Here is a 22,637-nt window from a genome sequence, read left to right on the forward strand (position 1 = left end):
TTTTTTGGTATGTCATTTGCCTTCCCCCTGATCACACAGGCTCTCAACCCAGGCATGGGTGGCCCTTGCTGGCCGTTCATCCCGGACTTGCCCCCATTTATCCACATTCATGTTATATCTATTACCACTGGCCTATGATTACCATAATCGGCAGCGAAACGTGATCTAATACACAAAAACAATAAAGCGCCCGGCAAGGCGCCACAGGGACCGTCAAGACCCATGAACGAGCGACAGACGCTTATCCATCTCGATCGCCGGACACCCCGTCTGCTGGACACCCTCTACGAGACCGTGGACCACCCCGAGGTCTGGCAGCGTTTCCTGGATGAACTGGTGGAGGCCAGCCACGGGCGTTCCGCCCGCCTGCTGTTCCTCAACGACCGGGCCGATCAGGTCAACACCAGCCACAAGGTGAACATCGACGACGATGCCCACCAGGCCTACGTGGGTCACTTCGTCAACACCTGTCCCTGGCGCCCGGAACTGGTCCAGAAGCGCCCCGGCCGGATCTACTCCACCTTCCTCGATTTCTCCTGCCGGCAGCCTGAGTTCTACCGGACCGAGTTCTTCAACGACTGGGCCCGGGGCCTGGACATCCACCACGGCATCTGCGGCACGGTGTTCCAGGAAACGGGGCTCACGGTGCAGCTGCTGGTCCAGCGTACCCGCGACCAGGGGTACTTCACCGCCGACGAGACCGAGTCTATCAATCGCCTGATTCCTCACATCCAGCGCGGTCTGCACCTGTCCCGCCAGTTGCAGGCGATGCGCCAGGAAGTGGCTGCCGTGCGTGACGTGGCGGACCGTCAGGGTCTGCCCTTCCTGCTGCTCGGCGAGAACGGGGAGGTGAATTTCGTGAGCGAGGCGGCCAGGCACCTGATCGAACACTGCGATCAGCTGCGTCTGGCAGAGAACCGCCTGCATATCGCAGGGCAGCCGGCGGACCGCAGTCTGAGACGGCGTATCCTGCGCCAGATGGCGCACCAGGCACAGGGCAGCGCCCGGCCCTCCAGCCTGCGTATCCCGAGGGCCGGGATGCCGGACCTTCAGCTGATCCTGAGCCCCCTGCATCCGGACATGCCCGCGCTGCAGCTGGTGCCGGTGCCCAGCCACATGGCCGTGTTCATCCACGACGCCCTGCGCGCGCCGGAGATGGACCGGGAACTGCTTATGGAGATGTATGGGCTGACTGCCGCCGAGGCCCGCACCGCGGCGCTGGTGGCCCAGGGACAGGACGTGCCGGAGATCGCCACCCATGCCGGTACCAGCGCCAACACCATCCGCACCCAGCTGAAACAGTGTTTCCGCAAGACAGGCACCCGGCGCCAGTCGGAACTGGCCTGCGTGCTGCTTACAGGAGGTGCGCGGCTGGATCGCCGTGACAGCTACACCGTCCAAGACGCAGATACTGCCGGCTCACTGCGACGGACAGCCTGATAAGGCATCCTGGCAGGATTGAATTACTGCGTGCCCACCGTCACCCGGTCCCGTCCGGCGTGCTTGCTGCCGTAAAGGGCCTCGTCGGCCTGGGCCACCAGGCGGTCCAGGATCTCGTGGCTGCTGCCTTCCGCCGCCTCATCTTCACCCAGCCCTGAAACACCCATGCTGGCGGTGACCAGCAGGCAGCGGTCGCCCACGTTCCAGGACAGCTTCGCCAGGCGCGCGCGGATGCGTTGCGCCAGGCTCATGGCGCCTTCCAAGTCGGTGCCGGGCAGGGCGAACATGAATTCCTCGCCGCCGAAGCGCGCCAGGATGTCGCCCTCGCGCAGCATGGATTTCAGCGCGGCGCCCACGTCCTGCAGCACCCGGTCTCCCCAGGCGTGGCCGTGGTCGTCGTTGACCCGCTTGAAGTGATCCAGGTCCAGGGCCAGCACCGCGAAGGGCTGGCCATGGCGGCGGGTACGGGACAGGGCCGCCTGGGCCTCGGGGAAGAAGAAGCGCCGGTTGTTCAGGCCGGTGAGGTCATCCACCACCGCCAGGGCCTCGTAGCGCTCACGCAGTTCCTGGGCCTGATCGAGTGCCTGGCGCAGTTCCGCGGTGCGCTCCCGGATGACCGCCTCCATCTGGTGGGTGTGGCGCCAGTAGGTCACGGACTGACCCAGGTAGACGCTGAACAGGCGCAACAGGCGTTCCCGGTCCTGGTTGAAGAAATGGGGTTCCGGGTGGGAGACGTTGAGCACGCCCAGCACCTCGTCGCCCTGGCGGATGGGCAGGCACACCAGGCTGCCCACGGGGACCTCGTTGCCCAACTCGGCGAAACGGTCATCACCACCGCAGTCGCTGCAGCACTGGATCTCACCGCTGGCAACAGCCAGTCCCATGATGCCCTCGCCCACCCGCAGGCAGGCAATCGAAGACTCCCGGGAACCGACGTCCGCACCCATGAGGTCGGACCAATCCATGCCGGCGGCGTTGACCAGCACGCCCCCCTCATTCAGAAACACGGAACAACGTTCCATGCCCTGGTTCTCCAGCAAGGCCCTCAGGGCGGCCTTGAGCAGTTCACCCAGGTCAGGGGTATTGAGATCGAGGCTGGAGAGATCCTGCAGCGCGGAGAGACATTCCATGAGACCCAGCAGGCGCTGCTGGGTGTCCCGGTAGGCCTCCACCAGGGTGGCGTTATCCATGGCAGTCGTCCTGGGTTGCGACGCGGGGCCCGTTCATGGTCTTGGTAATGCGGGGCTTTCAGGGATGCGCCAGCTGGCGCGCGAGCGCCTGCAAGGACTCGACCCTGGGCTGGCTGCGGTGCAACAGGGGGGTGATGTCGTCCTCGCAGAGCCCCAGGGCCAACAGCCAGGGCCGTCGCAGTTCGGGATCGTCCTGACTCTGATGGAGACTCGCGGCGAGACAGGCGGCCAGACCCACCAGCGCCGAGAGCTGGCTGTGGGGGCCCTGGTAGCCGGGGGCGTCGTAATGGGCCATGACCACGGCGACCCCCTCGGGCAGCTTCCAGCGGCGTGCCAACAGCGCACCCGCCTCCATGGCATCGATACCCAGGGCCTGGCGGGTACGCACGGCCAGCGGTTTATCGGCTTCCCTCTGGGACAGCACCCTGGACATCTCGGCGGGGAACAGGGCGCACAGGGCCAGCAACCCCAGTTCGTGGAGCAGTCCAGCCAGATAGGCCCACTCGCCGGCCACGGGCTCCCTGTCCCTGACCAAACCCGAGAGCGGAACAGAGAGGGTGGCGGTGGCCATGGCCGTGAACCAGAACCGTTCCGCGTCGAAGGCCCGGCAGGCCTTGGTGTCGAAAGGGCCGCTCAGCACGATGCCCAGGGCCAGGTTGCGCACCATGTCCAGGCCCAGCACCCGGCCCACGGCATCGCCGACGCTGTAGACCGGCTGGCGGTTGGCGAAATAGGCGGAATTGGCCAGACCCACGATCCGCGCCGTCAGGGCCGGGTCCATCTCGATGACCTCGGAGAGCTGGCCGAGACTCAGGTCCTTGCGGTCCAGGTCCGCCAGCAGACGCTGGGCCACCACCGGCAGCGGCGCCAGGGACTGCAGCTGGCGCATCCGCACGGCGGGATCTGGAGGCTGGACTAGGGGCTGGGCCGGGGTCATGGGCTGGTTCGCTGCGGCAACAGGCGGTTGCTCATAATGGTCCCTCAGTATACACAGGTGGTCAGGGCCGTCTTGCATGGCAGGGCATACGCCTGTCACACCAGCATGACCATTCATCACGTAGGGAATTGGCAAGGCCTGTCAGACCGCGCCCCCCGCCGGGATACTTCGAACATCATGATGAAAGGCAGCCTGCGGATATTCCCCGGGCTAGCGGCCCCACTCCATGGTTTCCAGATACTCCCGCAACTGCCCGGCGGTGCGGAATTTCTTCAGGATCAGGCTGCGCTTGAGCCCGCAGCAGATGGCCTTGATCTCCGGCGGCAGTCGGGCGTAGTGGGCCTTCCCGCCCAGGGCCTCGTGGAAGATGTGGATCAGGTTGACCACGTCGTCGTGGATATTCTCCGCCCGGGGACGGCCCCAGTGGAACAGGTCCAGCAGGCGCAGCTCGAAACCCAGGCCGTAGCGGCTGACGATCACGTTGTCCGAGTGCAGGTCGCCATGGTAATCGCCCATCTGGTGGATGCACTCAATGCCGCGGGCCAGGGCATGCAGCAGGTGCAGGGCCGGGAAGGGGGAGAGCCTCCCGCCCTTGTGGCGCCGGATGAAGGCGGACAGCAGCTCCCCCTCAACGAACTCGGACACCAGGAAGCTCACCGTCACGCCGTCGAGCACCATGCGCTCACGGGTGTAGTACTGGATCACGATGGGACACTGGCGCAGCTTGTGCAGCTTGCGGGCATAGAAGATGGCCGCCCGGTCGCGGGGATTGCGCTGGGGGAAGAAGAACTTGGCGGTGCGCTCAATACCCGTGGCCAGCTCCCGCACCCGGTAGACCTCACCCTCCCAGCCGGCACCGAGACGATCCATCACCAGGTACTTGTCCAGCAGGCGCTGACCCGGCTCCAGATTGAACGACCTGACTGACCCGCCCATGAAGCGACCCTGTATGTCCATTGCAAATGGCCCGCATTTCGGCAGGCCGGACGTGGAAGAAGATGACAATCCGAACTATACATCTTGTAACAGGCCCGCCGAGAGTGCCGAACCTGGCTTGGTCCTGCCCAGCCACTTTTCTACAGGAGGGAGTACATGGACAAGGTCATCAACACCTCACCCAGCATTCACATCCCCACGCTACACCGGGTCGCCCCCGACCGCCCCTACCACTGGCTGGCGGCGGGCCTCAAGGACATCAAGCGCACCCCCGGCCTGAGTCTCGGCTATGGCCTGTTCTTCAGCCTGGTGGGGGTGATGCTGCTGACCGGGGCCTGGAACGATCCCTGGCTGGTGATGACCTTCATGGCGGGCTTCCTGCTGGTGGGGCCGCTCACCGCCCTGGGCCTGTACGAGATCAGCCGTCGCCAGGAACGCGGCGAACCGCTCACGCTCATGGACACCCTCACCTCCTGGCGGCGCAACCCGCTGGGCATCTCCCTGTACACGGTGTTCCTGGGCATCATCATGATCGCCTGGATCCGCTTCACCAGCCTGATGATCGCGCTGTTCTTCGAGGGGGTGCCCGACAAACTCCAGGAAGGCTGGATGGCGCTGATCACCACGGAACAGGGCTTCGGTTTCCTGCTCGTCTTCACCCTGAGCGGTGCGGCGGCGGCCCTGCTGGTGTTCATCACCGGCGTGGTCACCCTGCCCATGATGAAGGAGCGCCGCCAGGACGTGATCACCTGCGTCATGACCAGCATCCGGGCGGTTCAGCACAACCCCGCGCCCATGATCCTCTGGGCCCTGATGCTGGTGGTGCTGATCGGCATCGGCTTTGCCACCTTCCTGGTGGGCATGATCTTCATCCTGCCGCTGCTGGGTCATGCCAGCTGGCATGCCTACCGGGAACTGGTGGACCGGGAAGTGATTGCCTGAAGACATGAAGCAACACACGAAAAAAGAGGGCCGGTCGGCCCTCTTTTTTTGCCCGGCCGTGTCGGCCTCAGCAGCCCTCGAAGGCCACTGCCACACCCTCAGGCAGATCACGCACCACGGTGGCCGGCACCAGAGGCGGCGCGTCGCCGTCCCCCAGGGCCCCCACCACGCGCACCTGCACGCGGGCGCCGATGGCCGGACGCCCTTCGGCGGGCATCAACAGGAGCACGCCGCTGCCGCTGAGATCCCGGGTTCGCACCACCCGCAGTGCCTCGGCGGGCACGTGCAGTTCCACCTCGACTTCCATGGGGATGCGCGGATGTCTGCGTCTGTCGGTATTCATGGATTGTTCTCAGCCCGGATGACAGCGTCTTTATGACAAGCGCGGCCCCTCAAATCAAGGTCTATATCAGGATTTGCTTGTTTGGCAGCACCTTACCCCTGTGCTATATACACTCTGTCTTTCTGAAGCCACGCCCCGCCATTTCAGCGGCTTTGGCATCGGTGGACACGGTCCCGGACCCACGCACCGGACGCCGTTCAAAAAGGCGGGCACCCGCACCCGTCGATCAAGACCCAATAAGACAGATAACTGTTCCTGGAGGAGATCGACACCATGAAACACGCAAAGCTTGCGGCCGTTGCCCTGGCCGTGTCCCTGGGAGGCCTGGCCGCCTCCCAATCCGCGCTGGCGGAAGTCACACGAGGCCAGCTCATGGCCAAGACCTGCCTGGCCTGCCATGGCTCCGTGGCCGGCGGACCCGACGCCACCATCCCCTCGCTGATCAACGGCTATCCCCGCCAGCTCATGATCCAGAACATGAAGGCCTTCCGCGATGGCACCCGTGCCGCCACGGTCATGAACCGTCATGCCCTTGGCTACACCGACGAGGAGATCGAACTCCTCGCCGACTACTTCGACACCACGCGACGCTAAGGGGGCCACGAACATGAGCATTTCACGCAGACATTTCCTCAAGGCCCTGGGTGCCGGTGGTGCCGCCACCGCACTGGCGGCCTGTGCACAGATGCCCGGCGGTGAGAAAGCCAGGGGTGCGCACGTGGTGGTGGTGGGCGGCGGTTCCGGCGGCGCCACGGCCGCCAAGTACCTGCGCCACTTTGACTCGGACATCCGTGTCACCCTGGTGGAACCCAACGCCACCTACCACACCTGCTACGGCAGCAACTGGGTGCTGGGCGGCCTGCGCCAGATGAACGACATCGCGCAGACCTACGGCAACCTGAGGGACAGGCACGGCGTCAACGTGATCCAGGATACGGTCACCGCCATCGACCCCGAGACCAACCGGGTGACCCTGGCCGGCGGCCAGGTGCTGAACTACGACAAGCTGGTGGTCGCGCCCGGCATCAGCTTCAACTGGGCCACCGCCGCCGAGGGCACCAGTGAAGCCACCGCCAACGAGATCCCCCACGCCTGGAAGGCCGGTCCCCAGACCGAGATCCTGCGCCGTCAGCTGGAGGCCATGCCCGACGGCGGCGTGTTCGTGATGGTCGCCCCGGGCAACCCGTTCCGCTGCCCGCCCGGACCCTACGAGCGCGCCAGCATGGTGGCCCACTACTTCAAGACCCACAAGCCGCGTTCCAAGATCCTGATCCTGGACAACAAGGAGAACTTCTCCAAGCAGGGACTTTTCGTGGCCGGCTGGGAAGCGAACTACGGCAACATGATCGAGTGGGTGCCCAGCAGCCGCGGCGGCCAGGTGGAGCGTATCGACGTGGCCAGCAAGACGGCCATCTCCGACGGCGGTCTGAACCGCTTCAAGGCGGATGTGCTCAACTACATCCCGCCCCAGCGCGCCGGCGAGATCGCCCACAGCGCCTCCCTGGTGAACGACACCGGCTGGTGCCCGGTGAATCAGGTGACCTTCCAGTCCTCGATTCACACGGACATCCACGTGATCGGCGACTCCAGCATCGCCGGCGCCATGCCCAAGTCCGGGCATTCCGCCAACAGCCAGGGCAAGCTGGTTGCTGCCGCCATCGTCAATGCACTGAGGGGCCGTGACCCCATCGCGCCGTCCATGGTGAACACCTGCTACAGCCTGGTCACCCCCGATTGGGGCATCAGCGTGGCCGCCGTCTACCAGTTCCTGGACGACTCCATCAAGGGTGTGCCGGGTTCCGGTGGCGTAAGCCCCGCCGACGCGGACCGCAACTTCCGCCGCATGGAAGCCAACTACACCCGCGGCTGGTACGACAGCATCACTACCGACATCTGGGGCTGATGCCCAAGTACTGAAAAAGTACGTCAAACAAAACGGCGCCCCTTGGGCGCCGTTTTTTCTTGTCTCTTGCCTCTAGCCACTTGTCTCTAACGCTTTCATGCATTCAAATCCGGAATCAGCCTGCTCTCCAGCCGCGCGATCATGTCCTTGATCAGCAGCTTGCGCTTCTTCAGGCGGCTGAGCTGCAACTGATCCACGAACACCCCCTCCGCCAGACGGGCGATGGCCTCGTCCAGATCACGGTGCTCCACCCGAAGGTCGGCAAGTCGCTGCCTGATGTCTTCTTGCTCGATCTGATCCACGCAGAGGGCCCACTGGTACAGGTCCCTCCTATGATCACAGATCACCCGCGCCCCCGCCAGCGCCGCGACGCTGCGCGAGCCAGCGCAAAGGCAGCAGGCTCAGCAGCACCATCACCAGCACCGGACCGAAGGGTTGATCCAGCACCAGGGCGGCCATGAAGGCGACCGAGTAGGCCGCCAGCCCCAACAGGGCCGAGAGCCACAGCGCGGCACGCCAACCCCGGGCCACCCCCCAGGCAACCCAGGCAGGCAACATCAGCAGTACGAAACTCGCCATCACCCCCATGGCCATGGCGCTTGCGGCCACCACCAGCACCACCAGGGCATCGAAACCCAGGGTCATGGGCCAGAGTTGCCGGCCATTGGCCCGCAAGTGGCCAGGCTGGAAGCGCTCCCTCATTAACGGCCGGGATACACGGTGCAGTACCACCACGCTCAACACGACCAGGACGCACGCGGTCAGGAGATGACCGCGGCCCGCAAACAGTATCTGGCCATCCAGAAACACCCTGCCCACCAGATCGGCTGCCGGATGGTTGGCCGCCGCCAGCAGGCCAAGACACCAGCCCAGCAGGATCATGACACCGAAGACCTCGTTACCGGCCTGTCCCCGGCTCATCAGCCCCTTGAGTCCACCCGCAAGCAGCGAGGCGATCATCGCCGACAGCAGCATGGGCCAGTGAATGATGGCTCCGATCACGCCACCGGCACCGGCCACATGGGCATAACCCAGGGTAGCCAGCCACTCACCGCGCAGGCGCAGCCAACATCCCAGCAGGGCCGCCAGCGGCGCCAGGAGCAGGCCCGTCAGGAAGGCCTCGCGGAACAGGGGATCCCAGGGCAAGGCCATGGCGGGACTCATGCGCCAACCCCCGCCGGCATCACCTCCAGGACGCGATCGCAAACTGCTCCCAGGAAGCGCTCATCGTGACTCACGACCACCAGTCCGCGCCCGTTGTGTCGGGACTTCAGAATCTCCGTCAGACTGCCCAGGGCCTCAGGGTCCAGGTGGTTGGTAGGTTCATCCAGCAGCACCAGGCTGGCGTTGCCGCCCAGGCAGGCCCAGACCTGAAGCAACTGGTGCTGACCGCCACTGAGGGTATCCAGACGCCGTCCCAGCAAAGACTGGAGCGACCCGGGCACAGGCAGCGACCGGGCCTCGCAGATCCGCAACAGGTCGTGCCCGGTCAGGGGGCATTCCGCTGCCCGTTCCGGTTGCTGGGCCAGGAATGTCATGGCGACGCCGGGTTTACGCCAGATCGTGCCGGCAAAACGGCGTGCACCTGCCGTCATGGCCTTGAGCAGGGTGGACTTGCCGGCACCATTGGGGCCGGCAAGTCCCAGGCACTCGCCAGGATGAAGTTCGAAAGTCACCGGCCGACACACCGGGGCTTCATAGCCGGCCACCAGGTCCCGCACCGTCAGCAGGGGCGCACCCTCCTCAGGGTTACTCAAAGGGAGCCACCCAGCTTTCCATCAGACGCAAGTAGTCATCGAGGCCCCCGTCCACAGGTGGCTCCAGTGACAGCACATGCACCGGCCAGCCCAGGTGACGATGCAGAAAGGCTCCGCCCCTCCCGGGCTGGTAAGCGGCATGGAGTACACGTCCTTCCTGACCCTGCAGTCGCTCCACCAGTGCCCGCAGGTGTCGGGCGGTGGGTGGCACGCCGGGCACCGGCTCCAGATAACCAAGCCCCTTCACCGGCAGCCAGTCACGCAAATAGTCCAGGTCCTCGTGATAGGCCACAAAACCCTGGCCGGGCTCGATACGCGCAGCCAGGGCCGCGGCATGGGCGCGCAGACCTGCGGAGACCTGTTCCGAGCGTGCCTGAAGGACCCCGGCATGTTCGGGTCTCAACGCACCCAACCGTTCACCCAGGGCCAGGGACAACTCTGCCATCCGCAGGGGATCCAGATTGAAGTGCGGATTACCCTCGGCGTGGACGTGTCCCACGTTGGGCCCCTCCACGGTGATGGAGGGACGCAGGCCCAGATGGTCGGCGGCCCGGAACCGCCCCAGCCTGCCCGTGTTGATGACGGGATTGGCGGCGCCGCTGACTGCCGCAGGCAACCAGCCTTCCTCCAGACCGGCACCCACCTCCAAGAGCAGATCCGCCCGGCGCAACAGGGCCATGAAACTGGGCCGGGCATCCAGGTAGTGGGGATCTCGATCCGCAGGCGCGAGCACCCTGACCTCCACCAGGTCTCCACCCACCTCCCTGGCCAGCACGCCGAGGCTCGGTGTAGTTGCCACCACCTGAAGCGGTTGCGGTTGCGCCTGGACCGGATTGACGGGCAACAGGACCAGGCCAAGCAGGAAAAGCAAAGCCCCTTGGATGGGTCTTGAACACATCACGATACCTCCTTGGGGAAGTGGAAATACCTGCGCCACCGCCCTCGCGGACGGTGGCGCAGGTTCACGGATCAGAAGCGATGGGCCCCGTGGGCACCCAGGGCGACGTTCAACTGCAGCATGAAGTCGAGCCCCCGTTCGCGCCCGTCTTCTTCGGCGAAGTCGTTGTGATTGAGCTGGGCACGCAGGAACACCGGCTCGATGGGACGGAAGGTGACCATGGCCGAATATCGATAGGAGGCATCCAGGCTGCTACCCGCGCCACGACCGATCTCATTGGTCAGCCCCAGGGCCTCGGCGCGCACTCCGGCCTCCCAGCGGGGCGCGAACCCGTACACGCCCTGCAGGTAGAGACCGTCCTGCTTGTTCTTGAAGCTTTGCTCGTTGCTTACGGTCAGACCGTCGAAACTCACGTCGCGTCGATCCACATCAATCACCCGGTAAAAGTACTCACCTTGCAGGCGCCAGTTGCCGTGGCCGTAACTGCCACCGGCGTCATACTTGTAGACCGCGTCCAGGCCCGCAAACCAGGCCGTGCCGTTCCAGTCTTCAAATCGCGTGGAGTGGAGATCTGTCTCCTGATAACTACGGCTGTAACCGCCGGAGACGCCGAATTGCGCCGCATGATCCGCGCCCAGGTCGGGAGCGAACTTGGCAAAGGCGGTGATCAGGCGCGGGCCGGACACATCCTCGAGGATACGCTCGGTGCCATTCAGGGCATCCTGGCCGCCAAGATAGTTGGCCACGCCGGCGGTCTCTCCCTGGAGCAGCTCCACACCCAGCAGGGTATAGGTCTGTGTTGGGGCAAGCCAGGTGGCCTGCACGCCGATCTCCTGCAGTCCATGGTCCCCGAACAGGAATTCATTCACCAGGGGACGATCCACGAAATCCCAGGCATGGGGATGGCGGCTGTTGATGTAGCCCACATCCGAGAGGAACTTGCCGGCCTTGGCCTGAAAGCCCGCCGGGAGGCTGCGGGTGCGTACATAGGCCTCCTCCACCTCCACGTGATGCTCGTCGAAGCCCAGGTTGAGCACACCGTCCATGAAGTCTCCGAGCCGGGCCTCGACGATCAGCTCGGAGTGTCCCAGGTTGAAACCTTCCTCGTAGCCATGACCATGATCGTCTCCATGGTCATGGCCGTGATCGTGGCCGGCGAAACCCGCTGGGTCCCGGTGGCCCCGGCTCAGCTCGTTGAAATAGACGCCGTCCAGGATCAGGGACAGGCTCAAGTCCGGCGCTTCCTGGGCCTGGGTGAACAGCGGTGCGGCCACGGTCAGGGCAGCGACACCGGAAACGAAACGGCGGGACAGGGCGCGGGGCATGACAGACCTCCTTCAAGGATGGGGCGGAAATTTATGGACGTTATAACATAACATTTTATGCACCTAAACCCCTCGGAGTGCAGCGCCATCACCCGGATCGGCTGCGGGGTCGATTGACAGGACCCCGGACAACCGGTACGAAGGTTGGCCATGGAACATGAACACAACCACGATGCCTGCATCGACGAGGCCCTGGCCCGGGCGGACCAGATCTGCGCCAAGCGCGGGGTCAAGCTCACGCCCCTGCGCCGCCAGGTGCTGGAGGAGATCTGGCAGAGCCACGAGGCGGTCAAGGCCTACGACCTGATCCGTCAGCTCAGCTCCGCGGATCACACGGTCAAGCCGCCCACGGTCTACCGGGCCCTGGACTTCCTGCTGGAACAGGGGCTCATCCACCGCATCGAGAGCCTCAACGGCTTCGTGGGCTGCGACCGCCCCCACAAGCGGCATCAATCCCAGCTGTTCATCTGCAGGGCCTGCGGACAGGTGAGTGAGTGCGGCGACGACAGCGTCAGCCGCGCCCTGGACCGGGAGGCGGAACGTCAGGGCTTTCTGGTGGAGGAGCGCATCGTCGAGGTGCGCGGGCTGTGTGCCCGCTGCCAGACCCAAGACAAGGTCAACTGATGCCCACGGAATACGTTCGTTTCGAGAACGCCCAGGGCATCGAACTGGCGGGCAAGCTGGAGATTCCTTCCACCCTCCCCCGCACCTGGGCCGTCTACGCCCACTGTTTCACCTGCTCCAAGGACAGCCTGGCCGCGGTGCGCGTCAGTCGCGGCCTGGCGGAACGGGGCATCGGCGTGCTGCGCTTCGACTTCACCGGCATCGGCGAGAGCGGCGGGGAGTTCGAGAAGAGTCATTTCAGCGCCAACGTGGCGGACATCCTGAGCGCCTGTGGCTGGATGGCCTCCCGGGATCGGGCGCCGGCCCTGCTCATCGGCCACAGCCTGGGAGGCGCCGCCGTCCTGGCCGCCGCCGGCGAGATCGACTCGGTGCGCGCCGCGGTCACCATCGCCGCCCCCAGCGAACCGGCCCACATCCGCCACCACTTCTCTGAACAGGTGGATGAGATCCGCAGGGACGGTGCGGCCCGTGTGCAGATCGGCCCCTCGCAGCTGTGCATCACCCGGGACTTCCTCACCGATATCGAGGCCGCGAAACTGGATGACAAGGTGCGCACCCTGCGCTGCGCCCTGCTGGTCATGCACGCCCCTGGCGACCCGGTGGTGGAGATCCACCACGCCCGCCACCTGTTCCAGATCGCCCGTCACCCCAAGAGCTTCGTGTCCCTGGACGATATGGATCATTTGTTGACGGACGCAACCGATGCGGACTACGTAGCGGGCGTGATCGATGCGTGGTCAGCCAGGTACGTCAGTGGCCACATGTGAGCTTCGAGCTCAGCTCCAGCCACAACCGCTCGAAGGCCTGCGCACCCGGATCCCTGGGCGCATAGGCGCACAGGGGGGCGCGCCGTTGACCCATGGCCTCGATGCTGCTCAGGTAGGGGATCGCCGTGTCCAGCAGGGTGCGGATGTCCCGGGCCAGGGAGTCCGAGAGCTCCCGGTGCTGTCGTTTGCGCCGGTCCACCATGGACAGGAAGGGGTAGAGCTTGACCTCGCGGATATGCTCCTTGGCGAGCCAGCTCACCATCTGCGCGTAGGTGCGCACGGACAGGGGCGTGGGGATCGTGGGCGCGGCGATCAGATCGGCGGCGTGGAAGACGTTCTCGGTCACCAGGGAAAAGCTGGGCGGGCAGTCCAGGATCAGGAGATCGAAGTCGTCAGACAGTTCCGCGGCCAGTTCCCGTAGCCTGCGGCGGGGGTGCTCCGCCTTGCGCAGCATCAGGTCCAGGTTGCGGTTGTCGAAGTCAGCAGGCAGTGAGAACAGGCGTTCGTATGCGGTGGAACGCACGGAATCTGCCAGGTCGCCCTTGCCCTTCACGAGGCGCTTGATCGGGTCCTCCAGGCCGGGTTCCACGCCCAGGTACCAGGTGGCGGCCCCCTGCGGGTCCAGGTCCCAGAGCAGCACCCGGTGGCCGTATTCCGTGGCCAGGTAGGCCCGGTTGACGGCCGCGGCGGTCTTGCCCACGCCGCCTTTGAGGTTGTATAGCGCCACTGACTTCATGGAAGATTGGAAACCGATCCGTTGTTCGCCCGTGCAACGATACTGAACGGGCGCCGCGGCGGATGCAACGCAGGGGCCAGCGGTGCGCTCCTGCGCAGACAACCAATAAATACCGCAGACCATCAGGCATAAGGAGGCGTCATGAGTGATCCTGCCCACGTGATCACCCCGTTGGAGGCCGGTTCACTGTCCGGCCTTTTCATTGAACGGGTCCGCCGTTCCCCCAACGCGTTGGCCTATCGCCAGTTTGACATCGGCAAGAACGCCTGGGTGGAGAGCACCTGGAGCGAGGTGGCCACCGAGGTGGGCCGATGGCAGCAGGCCATGCTCAAGGAGGGCCTCAAGCCCGGCGACCGGGTGGCGATCATGCTGCGCAACTGCCGGGAATGGGTGGTGTTCGACCAGGCCTGTCTGGGGCTGGGCCTGATCACCGTGCCCCTGTACACCGACGACCGCCCCGAGAACATCGCCTACATCGTGCGCGAGGCCGATGTGAAGCTGATGGTGGTAGAGGGCCGCCTGCAGTGGAAGAAGATCCTGGAGGTGCGCGACCGCCTCGAAGGTCTCAGGCGCATCATCTCCGTGAACACCATCGAGCCGGATGACAAGCCCGACGACCCGCGCCTGGATTCCCTGTCCGACTGGCTGTTCGGCCTCAAGGGCGAGCTGCAGGCCCATGCCCTGGAGCCCGACGAGCTGGCTACCATCGTCTATACCTCGGGCACCACCGGCAAGCCCAAGGGCGTGATGCTCAGTCACCGCAACATCCTGTTCAACGCCCATGCCTCCAGCCGCTGCGCGGATCTCAACGAACAGGACCTGTTCCTGTCCTTCCTGCCCCTGTCCCACACCCTGGAGCGCACCGCGGGCTACTACATGCCCATGATGGTGGGCGCCGCCGTGGCCTACGCCCGTTCCATCCAGACACTGGCCGATGATCTGGCCACCGTGCGGCCCACGGTGCTGATCTCCGTGCCGCGCATCTACGAGCGGGTCTACGGACGTATCAATGCCGGGCTGAAGGAGAAGTCTCTCTTGGCCCGCAAGCTGTTCATGACCACCGTGGATGTGGGCTGGCGTCGCTTCGAGCACAGCCAGGGCCGCGCCGGCTGGCATCCCAAGCTGCTGCTCTGGCCGCTGCTGGAGAAGCTGGTGGCCAGCAAGGTGCTGGCGCGTCTGGGCGGGCGCCTGCGCTACGCCGTGTGCGGCGGTGCCCCCCTGCCGCCGCCCATTGCGCGATTCTTCATCGGCCTGGGTCTGCCCGTGTTCCACGGTTACGGCATGACCGAGTCGAGCCCGGTGGTGAGCGTAAATCGTCCCGACGACAACGTCCCGGCGAGCATCGGCAAACCCCTGCCCGGTGTGGAGGTGAAGATCGGTGACAAGGACGAGCTGCTGACCCGCAGTCCTTCCGTGATGCTCGGCTACTGGAACAACGAGGAGGCCACCCGCGCGACCATCGACAGCGAGGGCTGGCTGCACAGCGGCGACAAGGCGCGCATGGACGAGACCGGGCACCTCTACATCACCGGGCGCATCAAGGAGATCATCGTGCTGGGCAATGGTGAGAAGGTGCCGCCCGCCGACATGGAGATGGCCATCGCCCTGGACCCGCTGTTCGACCAGGTCATGGTCATCGGCGAGGGCCGGCCCGCGCTCGCCGCCATCGTGGTGCTCAATCCCGAGGAATGGGCCGCCCTGGCAAAGGAACTGGACCTGGATCCCGAGAGCGAGGCGGATCTAAACGGCCGCTTCCTGGAGAAGACCCTGCGTACCCGCATCGCCAGGCAGCTCCATGAATTTCCCGGCTACGCCCAGGTGCGCAAGCTGATCGTCACCCTGGAGCCCTGGACGGTGGACGACGGCCTGCTCACGCCCACCCTCAAGATGAAGCGCGCACGCATCCTCGAGCGCTACAAGGACCAGGTCGAGGCCCTCTACGAAGGCTACACCGAGTGAGCGACACGCCCCGGGAGCCCTGCCTGCGCCTGCCCGCGGCCGCCGCGCCCACCAACGCGGGAGGTGACATCTTCGGCGGCTGGATCATGGCCCAGATGGACATCGCCGGCAGCATCCCGGCGGTGCGCCGTGCCCGGGGGCGGGTGGTCACCGCCGCCGTGGAAGCCATGCATTTCAGAAGGCCCGTGCAGCGGGGCGACATGGTGAGCCTGTACGCCGAAGTGCTCACGGAGGGCCGCAGTTCCATGACCGTAGCCGTGGAGGTGTGCGTGGAGCGCAACCCCTATGAACCCGAGATCCTGACCGTCGCCGATGGGCGGCTGGTCTACGTGGCAGTGGATGCCGATGGCAAGCCCCGGCCCCTGCCGGGTGCATGACGACGACAATAAAACCAACGACACAGCGGGAGAGAAATCCATGCAGCATCGCCTGAACAAGACCACCCTGGCCTGGGCCGTGGGTCTGGCCCTGGGCGCCGCCCCCGGCGCCCTGCTGGCCGCCGGCTTCTACATCCAGGAGCAGAGCGTCAGCGGTCTGGGCCGCGCCTTCGCCGGTGAGGCGGCCATCGCCTCGGATGCCAGTACCATCTATTTCAATCCGGCGGGCATGACCAGGCTCAAGGCGCCCGAGTTTCAGGCGGCGGTGCATCTGCTGGTGCCGAAGTCGACGGTGACCAATAGCGATTCCAGGGCGATCACCCCGGGTACAGGTGGAAATCCGCTGCCCTATGAAGGCGGAAGCGGGGGCAACCCCTACGAGCCGAGCCCCGTTCCCAACCTGTTTTACGCGCGCCCGCTGAACGAGCAGACCTGGTTCGGCCTGGGGATCACGGCGCCTTTCGGGCTGGCGAATGAGTACGACCGGAATTTCTTTGCCCGCTATGACTCCACCGAGACCTCACTCAAGGTCATCGACATCGCACCGAGCATCGCATACCAGTTGAACGACCGGGTTTCCATCGGCGGCGGCATCAATATCCAGTATGCCGATGCGACCCTGAAAAACGCGCTTCCTGATCCGACGCGCGTCGGGGGGCCTTCCGTGGATACCGATGGTGAGTTCGCACTGAGCGGTGACAGTTGGGATTACGGTTTCAATATCGGGCTTCTCGTGGACCTGAGTGACGACACCCGGATAGGCGTCCATTATCGCCAGGGAATCACTCACACCCTCGAGGGTACTGCGACAACCCGTCTGCCTTTCGGCCTCGGTGGCACGTCGGTATCGCAGGGTGGCGAGGCAGACCTCAAGTTGCCCGACATGGTGTCAGTGGGCTTGTCGCACAGATTCACGGATCGCTGGACCGGTCTGGCCCAGTACACCTGGTTCAACTGGTCCAACTTCGATGAGATCGCCGTGAAGCTGGCATCGGGTGATCATCCGGATCCGGTCCGACAGAACTACAAGAACAGCTGGGCACTGGCCCTGGGGGCTGAATACCAGCTGGATGATCGCTGGACGCTGCGCGGAGGCATCCAGTACGACACGACACCAACGCAGGATGGGTTCCGAACCACCCGCACGCCCGATGGCGATCGCACCTGGTTCTCTGCGGGTGCCAGCTATGAACGGGATAGCCGTCTCGGCTTCGACCTTGCCTACACCTACATTGATGTGGCCAAGGAGTCGCTGAATCTGGATCGTGAGTTCTACGATGGTTTGCCTTTTGCCTCGTCTGTCCAGTTGAGAGGCACCACCGAAGGCCACGTCCACATCCTTGCCGCGGCCCTGCGCTACCGGTTCTGAGGCTCCTCACCATACCTGGCCTGCAACTGGGCCAGGTGTCTTGCATACAGTTCCCAGATCCGGGGCGCCATGGCGCCCCGGCTTCCGGGATAGGTCAGGCGCATGGGATCGAAGCGGGTGAGCCGCTCGGTCTCGGTCAGGCGCAGCACGCCATCGATGACGTGGAAGATCAGCACGTGGGTGCCATCGCCGCGCGGCAGTGCGGCGCCCACGATGCCCGTGTCGTTGAGGCCCGGGCTGTTGCGCGCATCGCCGTCCTCCCCGGGCGGGCGGATCAGTGTCCCCACCAGTTCACGTACCGCGTCGGCGCAGGCCAGGCATATCTCGTCAGCCGCCGTGCCCGGCTCCCGGTTTACCTCGGACTCTATATCCGCATCTTCAAGAAACAGTTCCAGCTCGGCCACGGACTGGGCATTGCGTGCGCCGTTGGGCAGCAGCCGGGGTACCGCGTCGCCGCAGGAGGGGCAGGTCCAGCGGGCCACTCGTGGGCCGGCGAGCAGGTCGCTGTGCTTTGAATCGGTCATCGGGCGTAATGATGGATCTTGTCTAAACTTTAAAGGTTTGGCCGGTCATCTGATGGCCCTGATTCTCAATGTGCCAACTGGGGTGCACCGATTCAAGCCGATGGCGACATGAGCAGCGAAACCTTTCCCGCCCTGATGATCCATGAAGACCGCCTCGCCCCGGGACGGGTCGAGTTGTGCCGCTTGTCCCGGGCGGAACTCATGGACGGGGAGGTGGAGATCGCCGTCGAGTATTCCAGCCTCAACTACAAGGACGCCCTGGCCATCACCGGGGGCGCACGCATCCTGCGTCACTCACCCCTGGTGGGCGGCATCGATGCCGCCGGGCGCGTGGTGGAATCAGGCCAGACGGGTCTGCCCGTCGGTACGCCGGTGCTGGTGACCGGCTGTGGGCTGGGGGAACTGCACCACGGCGGCTACGCCGCTCGCCTGCGCGTGCCGGCGGACTGGATCATCCCGATTCCCGAGGGACTGGACACCCGCGAGGCCATGCTGCTGGGCACGGCGGGGCTCACCGCCGCCCTGGCGCTCAGCCGGCTTGAGGACAACCGCCAGTCGGTTGAGGCGGGTCCCATGCTGGTCACCGGGGCCAGCGGCGGGGTCGGCGCGCTGGCGGTGTCCCTGCTGGCGGCCCGGGGCTTCGAGGTGGTGGCGCTCACCGGCAAGCCGGAACTGACGGACTGGCTGATGGGCCTGGGGGCGAGCCGTGTGCTGGACCGCGCCGCCTTCAGGCCCGGCAGGCGACCCCTGGAGAAGGCCCAGTGGGGCGGGGTGGTGGACACCGTGGGGGGCGAGTTGCTGGGAACACTCACGCGGGGCGTACGTCCCTGGGGGAACATCGTCTCCATCGGCCTGGCCGGCGGCGCCGACCTGCACACCACCGTGATGCCCTTCATCCTGCGGGGCGTGAGCCTGCTGGGCGTGACCTCCGCGAACTGCCCCCGGGACCAGCGCCTGCACCTCTGGCAGCGTCTCGCCAGCGACCTGCGCCCGTCGGATCTGGCGGCCCTGCACACGCGCACCGTGGGCCTGGCGGAACTGGTGGAGGTGAGTGAGCAGATGCTGGGCGGTCGGACATACGGGCGAACGCTGGTCGAGATCACAGCCAGTGGCTGATTACAGTGGCAAGTGGCAAGTGGCAAGGGACTTCAAAAGCCGTTTTCCTTGCCACTTGCTACTTGAGACTGACCACTAAAAAAGCGGCCCTTTCAGGCCGCTTCAAAAAACCCCTGGGTGGAGGTCGGTCGTCATGCTCAGTATCGGAAGTTCATCTCCACCATCACCCCGCCATCGCCGGCCGGGTAGACCATGGCCCGGTTGCGCGGCTCCTGGGCGCTGATGCGCAGTTCCCGCGTGTAGTAGGCGGGCTGGGAGTAGGAACTTCTGAGGATTTGCTGGCCGAAGGCCTGTTCGCGGGCGAAGTCCTGATTCAGGGCCGCGGTGGTTTGGGTCAGGGGCCCGTAGGCGTCCTCGTCTCCGTGGCTGGAGAACGGCAGGGAGATCAGAGTCGCGAGGATGGCCGCCGATGCGGCGACCCGGAGGATCTGCCGGCTTTGAACCGGCCTGGCGCATGAGGCTGCGCAATGTGTTGTCTGGTGTGCCATGGTGGGCAACCCCGCTGTCTTGGATGTTCCGTGAGACCGGTGGCTTTGCGTCCCCGCCTTTCGACGGGTTTGCCTTTGTCCTGTGATCCAGATCGCATCTGGCCACGACTGTGATTCTGGTCAAGGAGCGGGTGCGGGTTTGAGGGTTTCATCACATCCTGCGGGCCCTTTCGTCGGTGCAAAGAGGCCGTTTGTCATCGCCCCATCTCGAGCGACGTGTCAGCAAGGTCAGGTACCTGGTTGAAAGCGGGGGGATAAATGCCACCGGGTTTGCGCTAATCCCGGCGGCGCCGTGGTCACAGCTGTTTGCCGACCCAGACCACGCCTTCGTCCCCGGGCCGGACCCTCGTCGAGAAGCCCAGGCGCTTCACCAGGGCCAGCATGTTGCTGTTGCTGGACAGCACCTCCCCTTCCATCAGGGTCAGGTTCCGGGACCGCGCCACCTGCATCAGGCTTTGCATCAGGTGGGTGCCGATGCCCTTGCCCTGCCAGTCATCCGCCACCACCAGGGCGAACTCGCAGCTGCGCTGGTCCGGATTGGCGGTATAGCGGCCCACCGCCACCTGCAGTTCGGCACCGTCCTGGTCCAGGGTGGCGATGAAAGCCATCTCCCGGTCGTAGTCGATCTGGGTGAAGCGCACCAGCATCTGGGGGGTGAGTTCATGCAGGGCCTGCATGAAGCGGAAATAGCGGGATTCGTCCGAGAGCCCGCGCACGAAGGCCTGCTCGATCTGGGCATCCTCGGGGCGGATCGGGCGGATGGTGATGGGGGTGCCGTCGGGCAGTTGCCAGTGGCTCACCAGGCTGGACGGATAGGGGTGGATGGCCATGTGGGCGTAGGGGTCCGCCTCGGCGGGCGGAAAGGCCACGCCGATCCGCGCATCGACCGCCGCCAGCCCGTGCTCGTCCACGATCAAGGGGTTGATGTCCATTTCCACCACCTGGGGCAGTTCGCACACCATCTCGGAGATGCGCAGCAGGACCCGCTCCAGGGCGGCGGCGTCCACCGCGGGCATGTGGCGGAAGCGCGCCAGCAGCCGCGCCACCCGAGTGCGGCTGATCATGTTGCGGATGATGGTCTCGTTGAGCGGCGGCAGGGCCACGGCCCGGTCCTGCATCACCTCCATCGAGGTGCCGCCGGAGCCGAAGCTGATCACCGGGCCGAACACCGGGTCGCGCAGCACACCCACCATCAGCTCCCGTCCATAGTGGCTGCGGTACATACGCTCCAGGGTCACGCCCTCGATCAGCGCGTCGGGCTGGGCCTCCCGGGCCGCCTGGAGCATCTCCTGGAAGTGCCTGCGCACCGCCTCCGCGCCGGTGATGTTCAGACGCACGCCGCCCACGTCCGACTTGTGGGTGATGTCCGGCGAGGCGATCTTCATGGCCAGCGGGTAGCCCAGGGTGCTGGCCGCCACCAGGGCCTCGGCGGGAGTGCGTGCCAGCAGGGTCTGGGTCACGGGGATGCGGAAGGCGGACAGCACCGCCTTGGCCTCCAGGCTGCCCAGCACCTTGCGTCCCTCGGCCAGCACGCCCTCGATGATCAGTCGCGCGCCCTCCACGTCGGCGGGGCTGCGGTCGCTCAGGGGGCCGGGCACCTGCAACAGCAGGCGCTGGTTGCGCTCATACGCGGTGAGGTAGGCGAAGGCCTCCACCGAGGCCTCCGGGGTGGGGAAGTGGGGCAGGCCCGCCTCGCTGAAGCGCTTGCGCGCGGCGCTCACCTGCTTGCCGCCCATCCAGCAGGCCAGCACCGGCTTGCCCGGGCCGCTTTTGTCCTGTGCCTGCACCGCGCCGATGAGTTCCTCCGCCACCCCGTCCGGATCGGTCATGGCCTGGGGGGTAAGCATGGTGAGGATCCCGTCCACGTGCGGGTCCTCCAGGCACGCACCCAGCGCCGCGCGGTAGCGGCCGGCGTCCGCATCGCCCAGCAGGTCCAGGGGGTTGCCGTGGGACCACTGGGCCGGGAGGGTGGCGTCCAGGTGCTTGAGGGTGGACGGGGCCAGGGGCGCCATGGCCACGTCCAGTTCCACCGCCCGGTCGGTGGCCATCACCCCGGGGCCGCCGGCGTTGGTGATGATGGCCAGGCGATTGCCGCGTACGCGTGGTGCGGTGGACAGCAGGCGGGCGGCGGAGAACAGCTGCTGCACGGTCTGGGCGCGTACCGCGCCGGCCCGTTCCAGGGCGGCGTCGAACACGTCGTCGGCCCCCACCAGGGCACCGGTGTGGGACATGGCGGCCCGGGAGCCCTCCTCGTGACGGCCGGCCTTGATGACGATCACCGGTTTCATGCGCGCCGCCGCCCGCAGGCCGCTCATGAAACGCCGCGCGTGGCGGATGCCCTCCACGTACAGCAGGATGCTGTGGGTCTCGGCGTCCAGGGCCAGGAAGTCCAGCACGTCGCCGAAGTCCACGTCCGCCGCGTCGCCCAGGGAGGCCACCAGGGAGAAGCCGATGCGCTGGTCCTCGGCCCAGTCCAGGATGGCGGTGCAGATGGCGCCGGACTGGGACACCAGGGCCAGGTGGCCGGGCAGGGCGGTGTTGCGGCTGAAGGTGGCGTTGATCTTGTGCTTGGGCCGGATCACGCCCAGGCAGTTGGGGCCGATGAGGCGAAGCCCGGTCTCCCGGGCCGCCTCCAGCATGGCCGCCTGCAGGCGTTGCCCCTGGGAGCCCGCCTCGGCGAAACCCGCCGACATGACGATCGCCCCGGCCACCCCGGCCTCGCCGCACTGGCGCACGATGCCCGGCACCGTCTCGGCAGGTGTGGCAATCACGGCCAGCTCCGGCGGCCGCTCGATGGCGGCCACGTCCGGGTAGGCCCTCATGCCCATGATCTTCGGGTGGTTCGGATTGACCGGATGCAGGGCCCCCTCGTAACCGATGGCGCGCAGGTTGCGCATCACCAGCCCGCCCACCGCCTCGGGCCGGTCGCTGGCGCCGATCACGGCGATGCCCCGGGCGGAGAGGATGCGGCGCAGGTAGTGGGGACCCATGGTGGCTCCGTGTCAG

At 65.8% G+C, this 22,637-nt stretch carries 23 protein-coding genes and 1 riboswitch; of the genes, 10 read left to right on the plus strand and 13 right to left on the minus strand.

The features are described from left to right. The first annotated feature begins 222 nt into the window (after window positions 1–222). The gene (locus TGR7_RS15255) at window positions 223–1,440 is read left to right on the plus strand and encodes a helix-turn-helix transcriptional regulator (RefSeq protein ID WP_012639572.1); all 1,218 of its coding nucleotides are present in this window, start codon (window positions 223–225) and stop codon (window positions 1,438–1,440) included. 23 nt (window positions 1,441–1,463) lie between these two features. Here the strand turns inward: TGR7_RS15255 and TGR7_RS15260 are convergent, their stop codons facing one another. From TGR7_RS15260 to TGR7_RS15270, 3 genes are all read right to left on the minus strand, one after another. Next, window positions 1,464–2,630, minus strand: coding sequence for a sensor domain-containing diguanylate cyclase (locus TGR7_RS15260; protein WP_012639573.1), 1,167 nt, complete (start codon window positions 2,628–2,630; stop codon window positions 1,464–1,466). 58 nt (window positions 2,631–2,688) lie between these two features. Next, complete coding sequence (locus TGR7_RS15265; RefSeq protein ID WP_012639574.1) at window positions 2,689–3,519, minus strand: HDOD domain-containing protein; 831 nt, start codon at window positions 3,517–3,519, stop codon at window positions 2,689–2,691. 258 nt (window positions 3,520–3,777) lie between these two features. Beyond that, the gene (locus TGR7_RS15270; RefSeq protein WP_012639575.1) at window positions 3,778–4,524 is read right to left on the minus strand and encodes a protein kinase domain-containing protein; all 747 of its coding nucleotides are present in this window, start codon (window positions 4,522–4,524) and stop codon (window positions 3,778–3,780) included. Between the two features lie 135 nt (window positions 4,525–4,659). Between TGR7_RS15270 and TGR7_RS15275 the strand changes: the two genes are divergently transcribed. Then, entirely contained in the window at window positions 4,660–5,445 is a 786-nt protein-coding gene (locus TGR7_RS15275) for a DUF2189 domain-containing protein (protein ID WP_012639576.1), read from the plus strand. Window positions 5,446–5,512: 67 nt separating this feature from the next. On the opposite strand, the gene TGR7_RS15280 is transcribed toward TGR7_RS15275, so the two are convergent. After that, window positions 5,513–5,788 carry a PilZ domain-containing protein gene (locus TGR7_RS15280; protein WP_012639577.1) on the minus strand — a complete coding sequence of 92 codons (276 nt, stop codon included), beginning with the start codon at window positions 5,786–5,788 and terminating at the stop codon, window positions 5,513–5,515. 273 nt (window positions 5,789–6,061) lie between these two features. Here TGR7_RS15280 and TGR7_RS15285 point away from each other — a divergent pair, with 273 nt between their 5' ends. Both TGR7_RS15285 and TGR7_RS15290 read left to right on the plus strand, forming a co-directional pair. Next, the gene (locus TGR7_RS15285; protein ID WP_012639578.1) at window positions 6,062–6,382 is read left to right on the plus strand and encodes a c-type cytochrome; all 321 of its coding nucleotides are present in this window, start codon (window positions 6,062–6,064) and stop codon (window positions 6,380–6,382) included. A 13-nt stretch (window positions 6,383–6,395) separates the two neighbouring features. Then, window positions 6,396–7,691: an NAD(P)/FAD-dependent oxidoreductase gene (locus TGR7_RS15290; protein WP_012639579.1), complete on the plus strand. Its 1,296-nt coding sequence runs from the start codon at window positions 6,396–6,398 to the stop codon at window positions 7,689–7,691. Between the two features lie 95 nt (window positions 7,692–7,786). Here TGR7_RS15290 and TGR7_RS15295 read toward each other — a convergent pair whose 3' ends face one another. From TGR7_RS15295 to TGR7_RS15315, 5 genes are all read right to left on the minus strand, one after another. Next, window positions 7,787–7,993 carry a YdcH family protein gene (locus TGR7_RS15295; protein ID WP_041442041.1) on the minus strand — a complete coding sequence of 69 codons (207 nt, stop codon included), beginning with the start codon at window positions 7,991–7,993 and terminating at the stop codon, window positions 7,787–7,789. Window positions 7,994–8,027: 34 nt separating this feature from the next. Then, window positions 8,028–8,843, minus strand: coding sequence for a metal ABC transporter permease (locus tag TGR7_RS15300; RefSeq protein ID WP_012639581.1), 816 nt, complete (start codon window positions 8,841–8,843; stop codon window positions 8,028–8,030). An 8-nt stretch (window positions 8,844–8,851) separates the two neighbouring features. Continuing rightward, window positions 8,852–9,448, minus strand: a complete 597-nt coding sequence (locus TGR7_RS15305; RefSeq protein ID WP_012639582.1) for an ATP-binding cassette domain-containing protein — start codon at window positions 9,446–9,448, stop codon at window positions 8,852–8,854. Continuing rightward, complete coding sequence (locus TGR7_RS15310) at window positions 9,441–10,346, minus strand: metal ABC transporter substrate-binding protein (protein WP_012639583.1); 906 nt, start codon at window positions 10,344–10,346, stop codon at window positions 9,441–9,443. Before TGR7_RS15310 ends, TGR7_RS15305 begins: the two co-directional genes overlap by 8 nt. A 71-nt stretch (window positions 10,347–10,417) precedes the next feature. Further along, entirely contained in the window at window positions 10,418–11,671 is a 1,254-nt protein-coding gene (locus TGR7_RS15315; protein ID WP_012639584.1) for a porin family protein, read from the minus strand. A gap of 150 nt (window positions 11,672–11,821) precedes the next feature. Here TGR7_RS15315 and TGR7_RS15320 point away from each other — a divergent pair, with 150 nt between their 5' ends. Both TGR7_RS15320 and TGR7_RS15325 read left to right on the plus strand, forming a co-directional pair. Beyond that, window positions 11,822–12,295, plus strand: a complete 474-nt coding sequence (locus TGR7_RS15320; RefSeq protein ID WP_012639585.1) for a transcriptional repressor — start codon at window positions 11,822–11,824, stop codon at window positions 12,293–12,295. Continuing rightward, a complete protein-coding gene (locus TGR7_RS15325) occupies window positions 12,295–13,062 on the plus strand; it encodes an alpha/beta hydrolase family protein (protein ID WP_012639586.1) in 768 nt (255 codons plus the stop codon). The genes TGR7_RS15320 and TGR7_RS15325 overlap by 1 nt, the downstream gene beginning before the upstream one ends. On the opposite strand, the gene TGR7_RS15330 is transcribed toward TGR7_RS15325, so the two are convergent. Next, window positions 13,046–13,798 carry a ParA family protein gene (locus TGR7_RS15330; RefSeq protein WP_012639587.1) on the minus strand — a complete coding sequence of 251 codons (753 nt, stop codon included), beginning with the start codon at window positions 13,796–13,798 and terminating at the stop codon, window positions 13,046–13,048. The two genes, TGR7_RS15325 and TGR7_RS15330, sit on opposite strands and share 17 nt — an antisense overlap. 141 nt (window positions 13,799–13,939) lie before the next feature. On the opposite strand from TGR7_RS15330, the gene TGR7_RS15335 reads away from it, so the two are divergent. From TGR7_RS15335 to TGR7_RS15345, 3 genes are read left to right on the plus strand one after another with little or no spacing between them, the layout of a single operon-like run. Continuing rightward, window positions 13,940–15,757: an AMP-dependent synthetase/ligase gene (locus TGR7_RS15335; protein WP_012639588.1), complete on the plus strand. Its 1,818-nt coding sequence runs from the start codon at window positions 13,940–13,942 to the stop codon at window positions 15,755–15,757. Next, entirely contained in the window at window positions 15,754–16,134 is a 381-nt protein-coding gene (locus TGR7_RS15340) for an acyl-CoA thioesterase (RefSeq protein ID WP_012639589.1), read from the plus strand. Before TGR7_RS15335 ends, TGR7_RS15340 begins: the two co-directional genes overlap by 4 nt. Before the next feature lie 40 nt (window positions 16,135–16,174). Beyond that, on the plus strand, window positions 16,175–17,503 hold the full coding sequence (locus TGR7_RS15345) for an OmpP1/FadL family transporter (RefSeq protein ID WP_012639590.1): 1,329 nt from the start codon (window positions 16,175–16,177) through the stop codon (window positions 17,501–17,503). On the opposite strand, the gene TGR7_RS15350 is transcribed toward TGR7_RS15345, so the two are convergent. Beyond that, window positions 17,491–18,027 (minus strand): hypothetical protein, encoded by a 537-nt coding sequence (locus TGR7_RS15350; RefSeq protein ID WP_012639591.1) that lies wholly within the window; start codon window positions 18,025–18,027, stop codon window positions 17,491–17,493. The genes TGR7_RS15345 and TGR7_RS15350 overlap by 13 nt on opposite strands. A 108-nt stretch (window positions 18,028–18,135) precedes the next feature. Here TGR7_RS15350 and TGR7_RS15355 point away from each other — a divergent pair, with 108 nt between their 5' ends. After that, window positions 18,136–19,143 (plus strand): YhdH/YhfP family quinone oxidoreductase, encoded by a 1,008-nt coding sequence (locus tag TGR7_RS15355; protein ID WP_012639592.1) that lies wholly within the window; start codon window positions 18,136–18,138, stop codon window positions 19,141–19,143. A 137-nt stretch (window positions 19,144–19,280) separates the two neighbouring features. On the opposite strand, the gene TGR7_RS15360 is transcribed toward TGR7_RS15355, so the two are convergent. Beyond that, complete coding sequence (locus tag TGR7_RS15360) at window positions 19,281–19,631, minus strand: hypothetical protein (protein WP_012639593.1); 351 nt, start codon at window positions 19,629–19,631, stop codon at window positions 19,281–19,283. A gap of 1 nt (window position 19,632) precedes the next feature. Further along, window positions 19,633–19,715: riboswitch (cyclic di-GMP riboswitch) on the minus strand. A 212-nt stretch (window positions 19,716–19,927) separates the two neighbouring features. Continuing rightward, window positions 19,928–22,621: a bifunctional acetate--CoA ligase family protein/GNAT family N-acetyltransferase gene (locus tag TGR7_RS15365; protein WP_012639594.1), complete on the minus strand. Its 2,694-nt coding sequence runs from the start codon at window positions 22,619–22,621 to the stop codon at window positions 19,928–19,930. Window positions 22,622–22,637: the final 16 nt, after the last annotated feature.

Origin of the sequence: Thioalkalivibrio sulfidiphilus HL-EbGr7, assembly GCF_000021985.1 — a bacterium.
Lineage (GTDB): Bacteria > Pseudomonadota > Gammaproteobacteria > Ectothiorhodospirales > Ectothiorhodospiraceae > Thioalkalivibrio_A > Thioalkalivibrio_A sulfidiphilus.

Coding starts and splice junctions, on each gene's coding strand:
- TGR7_RS15255 (WP_012639572.1), top strand. CDS start 223: ATGAACGAGCGACAGACGCTTATCCATCTCGATCGCCGGACACCCCGT.
- TGR7_RS15260 (WP_012639573.1), bottom strand. CDS start 2,630: ATGGATAACGCCACCCTGGTGGAGGCCTACCGGGACACCCAGCAGCGC.
- TGR7_RS15265 (WP_012639574.1), bottom strand. CDS start 3,519: ATGCGCCAGCTGCAGTCCCTGGCGCCGCTGCCGGTGGTGGCCCAGCGT.
- TGR7_RS15270 (WP_012639575.1), bottom strand. CDS start 4,524: ATGGACATACAGGGTCGCTTCATGGGCGGGTCAGTCAGGTCGTTCAAT.
- TGR7_RS15275 (WP_012639576.1), top strand. CDS start 4,660: ATGGACAAGGTCATCAACACCTCACCCAGCATTCACATCCCCACGCTA.
- TGR7_RS15280 (WP_012639577.1), bottom strand. CDS start 5,788: ATGAATACCGACAGACGCAGACATCCGCGCATCCCCATGGAAGTCGAG.
- TGR7_RS15285 (WP_012639578.1), top strand. CDS start 6,062: ATGAAACACGCAAAGCTTGCGGCCGTTGCCCTGGCCGTGTCCCTGGGA.
- TGR7_RS15290 (WP_012639579.1), top strand. CDS start 6,396: ATGAGCATTTCACGCAGACATTTCCTCAAGGCCCTGGGTGCCGGTGGT.
- TGR7_RS15300 (WP_012639581.1), bottom strand. CDS start 8,843: ATGGCCTTGCCCTGGGATCCCCTGTTCCGCGAGGCCTTCCTGACGGGC.
- TGR7_RS15310 (WP_012639583.1), bottom strand. CDS start 10,346: ATGTGTTCAAGACCCATCCAAGGGGCTTTGCTTTTCCTGCTTGGCCTG.
- TGR7_RS15315 (WP_012639584.1), bottom strand. CDS start 11,671: ATGCCCCGCGCCCTGTCCCGCCGTTTCGTTTCCGGTGTCGCTGCCCTG.
- TGR7_RS15320 (WP_012639585.1), top strand. CDS start 11,822: ATGGAACATGAACACAACCACGATGCCTGCATCGACGAGGCCCTGGCC.
- TGR7_RS15325 (WP_012639586.1), top strand. CDS start 12,295: ATGCCCACGGAATACGTTCGTTTCGAGAACGCCCAGGGCATCGAACTG.
- TGR7_RS15330 (WP_012639587.1), bottom strand. CDS start 13,798: ATGAAGTCAGTGGCGCTATACAACCTCAAAGGCGGCGTGGGCAAGACC.
- TGR7_RS15335 (WP_012639588.1), top strand. CDS start 13,940: ATGAGTGATCCTGCCCACGTGATCACCCCGTTGGAGGCCGGTTCACTG.
- TGR7_RS15345 (WP_012639590.1), top strand. CDS start 16,175: ATGCAGCATCGCCTGAACAAGACCACCCTGGCCTGGGCCGTGGGTCTG.
- TGR7_RS15350 (WP_012639591.1), bottom strand. CDS start 18,027: ATGACCGATTCAAAGCACAGCGACCTGCTCGCCGGCCCACGAGTGGCC.
- TGR7_RS15355 (WP_012639592.1), top strand. CDS start 18,136: ATGAGCAGCGAAACCTTTCCCGCCCTGATGATCCATGAAGACCGCCTC.
- TGR7_RS15360 (WP_012639593.1), bottom strand. CDS start 19,631: ATGGCACACCAGACAACACATTGCGCAGCCTCATGCGCCAGGCCGGTT.
- TGR7_RS15365 (WP_012639594.1), bottom strand. CDS start 22,621: ATGGGTCCCCACTACCTGCGCCGCATCCTCTCCGCCCGGGGCATCGCC.